The organism is Fusobacteriaceae bacterium, assembly GCA_031272775.1.
Lineage (GTDB): Bacteria > Fusobacteriota > Fusobacteriia > Fusobacteriales > Fusobacteriaceae > JAISST01.
The window spans coordinates 73,092-79,512 of the sequence record JAISTB010000027.1; the positions used below are offsets into that span (position 1 = coordinate 73,092).

The 6,421-nt window shown below is 52.9% G+C and carries 5 protein-coding genes and 1 pseudogene; 1 reads left to right on the plus strand and 5 read right to left on the minus strand.

Going from position 1 to position 6,421, the window contains the following annotated elements; all coding sequences use genetic code 11:
- Positions 1-2: 2 nt before the first annotated feature.
- The 5 genes and pseudogenes from rbfA to LBQ97_06855 form a co-directional block, all read right to left on the minus strand.
- A complete protein-coding gene (gene rbfA / locus LBQ97_06835; GenBank protein ID MDR1832427.1) occupies positions 3-377 on the minus strand; it encodes a 30S ribosome-binding factor RbfA in 375 nt (124 codons plus the stop codon).
- 40 nt (positions 378-417) lie between these two features.
- Positions 418-2,859, minus strand: a complete 2,442-nt coding sequence (gene infB, locus LBQ97_06840) for a translation initiation factor IF-2 (protein MDR1832428.1) — start codon at positions 2,857-2,859, stop codon at positions 418-420.
- Positions 2,860-2,867: 8 nt separating this feature from the next.
- Positions 2,868-3,404, minus strand: a complete 537-nt coding sequence (locus LBQ97_06845) for a DUF448 domain-containing protein (protein ID MDR1832429.1) — start codon at positions 3,402-3,404, stop codon at positions 2,868-2,870.
- Between the two features lie 494 nt (positions 3,405-3,898).
- Positions 3,899-4,954, minus strand: a pseudogene (gene nusA, locus LBQ97_06850) (transcription termination factor NusA).
- Positions 4,955-4,988: 34 nt separating this feature from the next.
- Entirely contained in the window at positions 4,989-5,483 is a 495-nt protein-coding gene (locus LBQ97_06855) for a ribosome maturation factor RimP (GenBank protein MDR1832430.1), read from the minus strand.
- Between the two features lie 206 nt (positions 5,484-5,689).
- Here LBQ97_06855 and LBQ97_06860 point away from each other — a divergent pair, with 206 nt between their 5' ends.
- A complete protein-coding gene (locus LBQ97_06860) occupies positions 5,690-6,085 on the plus strand; it encodes a cupin domain-containing protein (protein ID MDR1832431.1) in 396 nt (131 codons plus the stop codon).
- Positions 6,086-6,421 lie beyond the last annotated feature (336 nt).

The window sequence follows — 6,421 nt, forward strand, 5'->3', positions numbered from 1 at the left end:
AATCACTTTCCTTTTAGACCTTCCAGAATTTTGTTGATTTTTGCCGAGTATTCCATGGAATCATCGATCTTGACCCGGATTTCCGGAACGAGACGCAAAGCCAGTTCGTCGGCGATTTTTTTCCGCAGGAAGCCCTTGATTTCCTCAAGTCCCTGTTCCACTTCCTTTTTGCGGTTTTCAACTTCTTCGACGGTCGTCGCCTCCGTGGGCGGCAGGATGCTGAAATACACGTCTGCGAATTTCAGATCGTCGGTAATCCGCGCCTTTGTCACCGACACGATACCCTTGATCCGGGGATTCTTGATTTCCGTCAACAGGACGTTGCCCAGAACCCGAACCACTTCTTTTTCAATGCTTGCCAGTCTTTCTCTTTTCATTCCGCTCCCCTCCCATTCTTCGCGCGGCGCCTGCTCTCGATTACTTCAGCGCCCGCTGGATTTCCTCGATTTCAAAGCTTTCCACAATGTCCCCTTCTTTGATGTCGTTGAAGTTTTCGATGCCGAGGCCGCATTCCTGACCGGCGCTCACTTCTTTGACGTCGTCCTTGTAGCGTTTCAGCGAGGACAGTTTTCCTTCGTAAATCACGATCCCGTTTCTCAGGATCCGGATGTTGCTGTCATTTTTGATCTTGCCGTCCACGACCATACAGCCGGCGATGTTGCCGACCTTCGACACCCGGAAGATCTTCTTGATCTCGATCCGGCCCATGTACACTTCGCGGAATTCCGGCTCCAGCATACCGGCCAGCGCTTTTTCGATGTCCTCCGTGATGTGGTAGATGATGTTGGACGTTCGGATCTCGACGCCGTTCAGTTCCGCCTCCTTGATGGCCTTGGTTGTCGGCCGCACATGGAAGCCGATGATGATGGCGTTTGAAGCGGCGGCCAATTTCACGTCGCTTTCGGTGATGGCGCCCGAGGCCGCCTGGATGATGCTTACGGCCACCTCGTCATTGGAGAGCTTCTCGAGGGATTCCCGCAGGGCGTCCACGGATCCTTTGGAGTCCGCCCGCAACACGAGACTCAATTCCTTGATGTTTTCCTGCTCAAACTGATTGGAGAGGGACTCAAGGGAAACGTTTTTCCGCTTGGTCTCTTTGAGTCTGCGTTCTTTGGCCACTTCTTCGACGATCCGCTTCGCGTGCTGCTCGTTCTTGATCACATAGAGCACTTCGCCCGCTTCGGGGACCTGGTTGAATCCGATGATCTCCGCCGGCTGCGAAACGCCCACTTTGTCGATCCGTTCTCCCTTGTCGTTGACGAGGGCCCGGACTTTGCCGTAGACCTCTCCGGCCACGATGACGTCGCCGATCTTGAGATTGCCTTCCTGGACGATCAAGTCCACGATGGGGCCCACCTTGGGGTCCAGTCGCGACTCGAGCACGACGCCCTTGGCCCTTTTCTTGTGATTGGCCTTGAGCTCGAGGATTTCCGAGGTGATGAGGATCGTATCGAGCAGACTGTCGAGGTTGATCTTCTTTTTGGCGGAAATCTCCACAAATTCCGTATCGCCGCCCCATTCCACCGAGACGAGTCCCTGTTCCATGAGCCCCTGCTTTACTTTGAGCGCGTTGGCTTCCGGCTTGTCGATTTTGTTGACGGCCACGATGATGGGCACTTTCGCTGCCCTGGCGTGGGAAATGGCTTCTATGGTCTGAGGCATGACGCCGTCATCGGCCGCCACAACGAGGATGGCGATATCCGTTACCTGCGCTCCCCGGGCCCGCATATCCGTAAAGGCCTCATGGCCCGGCGTATCCACGAAAGTAATCTGCTTTCCGTCTTTGAGCACCTGATAGGCGCCGATTTTTTGGGTAATGCCGCCCGCTTCGCCGTCGACGACGTTTGTGGAGCGGATGGCGTCAAGGAGCGAGGTCTTTCCATGATCCACATGGCCCATGATGGTAATGATCGGGGGCCTCGGCTCCAGATCCTCGGGCCGGTCGGCGATCTCGAGATCAAATTTTTCGCCGAATTCGAGATCCTGCACCTCTTCCTTTTCCACGAGCACATTGTATTGTTCGCCCAATTCCTCGGCCAGCTCGATGGTGATGGGGCTGTTGATCGTGAGCATCTTTCCCTTGAGAAAGAGTTTTTTGATCAAATCGCCGGAACCGACGCCGATTTTTCCGGCAAATTCCCCGAGGGAAATCTCCCCGATGATTTTGATCAGTTTAATTCCGTCTTCTTCGATCACTTCTGTCGTGTTCGTACTGGCTGTCCTCATAGTGAAATCGCTTCTTTTTCCTTTTTTCTTCCTGTTTTTTTCTTTCTTGATCGGGACGAATTGACCTTTTTGTCCCTTGCTCCCGAAATCCGTCAAGGGCTCTTCTTCTTTTTCCCCCGGCGTCCCGTACCTGAGGTCCTTGGTGAAGTCGCCTTCCCGCTCCCGGACCGGTTTGGGTTTTTTCTTGTCTTTCGGTTTCTGGGGAGCGGCTTTTGCCGTTGGCTGAACTTGCCCCACGGGGGCTTGTCCCTTGAAACCGGGGCCCTTGTCGGCCTTGGGCGGTTCCACTTTGGGCGCTTCTTTCGGCGTCGCTTTGGGCGCCTGCGCGACAGGCTCAGTCTTTTTCACGGGCGGCTTGGCCGCCGTCTGTTCCTGGGGCCTTTTTTCCCTGACCGCCTGAGTCTCCGGTTTCCGGACAGGCTGCTGCGGTTTTCGCGCCGCCTGCGGCTTGTCCTGATCGTCAAGGAAGGACCTGATTTTTTCTATGATAGACTCGTCTTCGATAACCGAAGTATGAGATTTCAGTCCCAGGTTGAATTTTTCATTGAGCGTATCCTTCAGTTTGGCGCTTCCGCCCGGTTTTTGATACCGTTCGTATTCTTTCGCCAGTTCATATACTTTGATTTTTTTCATAAACCACCTCACCTGATTTGGTCAATCAGCCCTTTCGCTGTTTTTTTGTTCCTGATCCCGACCGCGTTCACTTCTTCTTTGCCGAAGATATCGCCCAATTGCGATTTCGTCCCGCCGGTAACGGTTGTTATCCCGTATTCCTCCGCTTTCCCGCGGATTTCCCGCTCGGGCTTCTCCGCGATATCCGAGGCGAGAATGATAAAATGCACGTTTTCGATCCAGTCGAGGATCATGTTTGTCCCGAAGACCAGTTGCCCGGAGTGTTTCATGGGCCGCAGGATGTTCAGATAGTCGGTCTCCTCCCGTTTCAGTTTGCCCAGCATCTTCATGAGCTCGTCGGGCGGGACCTTGATTTTTTTGTGTTTGGCCAGTTTCCGCAGGCAGTCATGGCTTTGGCAAATGTAATACCCGCGGGCCTGAGCGGTCATTTTTTCATCGAAGACATAAGCGTCAGGGCCTTGTTGACAGATTCTGAAAAGATTTTCTTTGCCGGTTTTTTTTCTGCAGATCAGACATGTCCGCTCGGGCGCATGCTTGGGGGTCAAACTTCCGTGGCCTCCGTTTTTTTCTTTCTGCCGGCCTTTTTCTTTTCTGTCGCGACTTCCTCCGCCGCTTCAGCCTCGGGCGCTTCGCCCGCCGGCTCCTCCACGGCTTCTTTTTTCTTTCTTGTCCGCTTGGGCTTTTCTTCTGCTACCGCTTCGGCTGTATTTTCTTCCGCGATTTCCGCGGGAATGTCTTCCTTCTTCTTTCTCGTCCGCTTGGGTTTTGCTTCGGGAGTCTCCTCGACTGTGACCGCTTCCTCAATCTCCGCGGGAACGTCTTCTTTCTTCTTTCTCGTCCGTTTGGGCTTTGCTTCCGCAGCGGCCTCTTCCGGCGCTTCATCTATCTTTTCTTCCGCCGCCTCTTCCGCGCTTGCCTCCGCTGCGGCCGCCTCCGCTTCCAATCTCGCTTTTTCCTCGGCCTCTTTGGCCAGTCTCGCCATTTTAGCGGCTACGCCGGCCGCGGCTTTTTCCTGGGCCGCTTTGAGTTCCTGCAGCCGTTCTTCCTCTTCCTGGACCGTCTTGATGTCGATGCGCATGCCTGTCAATTTGGCGGCCAGTCTCGCGTTCTGACCGTTTTTCCCGATGGCCAGCGACAGCTGGGAATCGTCCACGATGACCCGGGCCGTGCTCTGGTCTTCCTGGACTTCGACGGATCTGACCTTGGCCGGGCTCAAGACCGCCGATACGAAATCAGCGGTATTTTCCCGCCAGTTGACGATATCGATTTTTTCGCCGTTCAGTTCGTCGACGATATTTTTGATCCGGGCGCCGCGCTGTCCGATGCAAGCGCCTACCGTGTCGATGTTTTTGTCATTGGAAAATACGGCTACCTTTGCCCGGGAGCCCGCTTCCCTGGCCACGGCCTTGACTTCGATAATGCCGTTGGTGATCTCGGGCACCTCGAGCTCGAAGAGCTTGCGCAGCAGGCCCTCGTGCTTTCTCGAGATGACGACCCGGGGGAATTTGCTGGTCTTTTCCACTTCGACGAGATAGACCTTGACCCGGTCCCCGACCCGGTACGTATCGGCCGGCGACTGCTCGCCGGGGGTCAGGATGGCTTCCGCCCCGTAAAATTCCACGAAAATATTCCGCTTGTCGTCGATCCGGCGGATGATGCCGGTAATGATGTCAAATTCCTTGTCTTTAAATTTATCGTAAATAAACTGTTTTTCCGATTCCCGAACTTTCTGGATCACGATCTGCTTGCCGTTCTGGATGGCGTTGCGGCGGAAATCCTCGCAGTTGATCTCAATCTTGACGATATCGCCCACCTTGGCTTTTTTGTTGTGCTCATGGGCGTCTTCCAGCGAAATTTCAAGCGCTGCGTCGTAGAGATCCTCTTCGGAGACGACGGTCTTCACCTCGAAGAGTTTGACTTCGCCGGTCTCCCGGTTGATTTCCACCTCGACGTTTTCCTCTTCCCCGTAATTTTTTTTGTATGCTACGAGCAGAGCCTGTTCCACCGTCTGTAAAAGTACCTCTCTGGAGATCCCCTTTTCTCTTTCGAGCTCTTCCAGGGCTTCCAAAAATACCTTTCCGTCTTTGCTTTTCATTTTATTCCTGTCCCTCCTAAAGAATTCTTATTCGTCATTCCGCATCACTGAAATCAAACACAAGGTTCGCTTTTTTGATTTCCCCGCAGGGGATGGGAATCTCTTCTTTTCCGCTGTCAATGACGAGCGTTTCCGCGTCGCAGGAGATGATTTTTCCTTCCAGGGTTCCCGCGCCCGCGATTTTATGTTTCAGGGAAATTTTGGCCTTTTCCCCCCGGAAGCGGATATAATCCTCCGTTTTCTTCAGGGGCCGCTCAAGGCCCGGCGAGGATACCTCGAGGAAAAACTTGCGGTCGATGATCCGGTCGATGTCCTCTTCGACCTTGCCGCTCAAAAGCGCGCAATCCTCAAGGGAAATGTCCCTGTCCGGGTACTCGGCGTAGATCCGCACGTACCAGTATCCGCCGTCCTGCAAATATTCCACGTCCACGATCCGCATACCCAGCGCCGCCGCCGCCGTGTCGGCGATGTCATTGAGTTTCTTCAGGATCTCTTCATTTTCCCGCATGGCGGGGTCCGTCTTTTTCATGTTTTTTTCCTCACCTCGTCTTTCCCCTCTCTCAAACTATTAAATAGGGAGCGATTGATCGCTCCCTAGAATAAACATCTAAGTTCTACACTAATGATAGCACAAAATGACTGATTTGTCCAGAATTTTTTTATAATTGATCTTACTTGACAAATCAGCTCTTTTACAGTAATATACTATCAACCACATGAAAAAGGAGGAGGAATATGCCGCAGGAAAAAAAGAATCAGCAACTCTACAAAAAAGATTCTCTTGAAACATGGGACAGAGAAAATGTGGCGGGCGGGACCGGAACTTTCGCCGGGAAGTTCTCTTTTACGAGAAATAACGCCGAACCGGATTATATCATCAGGGAAATCGGATGGACGACGCTGGATAAGGGCGCTTCCCTCGGCTTTCACAAACATGAGGACAATGAGGACGCCTATATCATCGTCTCGGGCGAGGGCGAATTCACGGATAGCGATGGCGTAGTGACAAAGATCGCAGCGGGCGATATCACGATCGCGCGCCGCGGGCAGTCTCACGCGATCAGACAAACCGGTGAGGAACCGCTTGTTTTCCTGGATGTGATTGCCAAGATTCCGGAAAAATCATCATAATTTTCAAGTGTAAAATTGAAAAGAGGCGATAGCGTCTTGGGGATTTTTATGAAAAAACTGGCCTGTATTCTGAAAGTTTTGCTCTTTTTCATTCTGGTAAGCCCTCTATGCGGAAATACGCGGGTTGACCGCCTGGCGCCGGATCTTCCGGCCGCTCTGGAAGTAAGCGGATATCCGGAAGACCCCTCGACGTCCCGGATTTTTTCTCTCGTCCCCGAAGAACGCGCCGCCGGAAGTTTTATTTTTGATCTCCCGCCGGAAAAACGGCGTCTATTTTGTCAGATCTCCTTGCTCTCCCCTTCTCATTTCCTGATATTTTGCGATTAACAGAAAAAA

Excerpts from the sequence above, each read along its gene's own strand:
- rbfA (MDR1832427.1), bottom strand. The coding sequence starts at position 377 with ATGAAAAGAGAAAGACTGGCAAGCATTGAAAAAGAAGTGGTTCGGGTT.
- infB (MDR1832428.1), bottom strand. The coding sequence starts at position 2,859 with ATGAAAAAAATCAAAGTATATGAACTGGCGAAAGAATACGAACGGTAT.
- LBQ97_06855 (MDR1832430.1), bottom strand. The coding sequence starts at position 5,483 with ATGAAAAAGACGGACCCCGCCATGCGGGAAAATGAAGAGATCCTGAAG.
- LBQ97_06860 (MDR1832431.1), top strand. The coding sequence starts at position 5,690 with ATGCCGCAGGAAAAAAAGAATCAGCAACTCTACAAAAAAGATTCTCTT.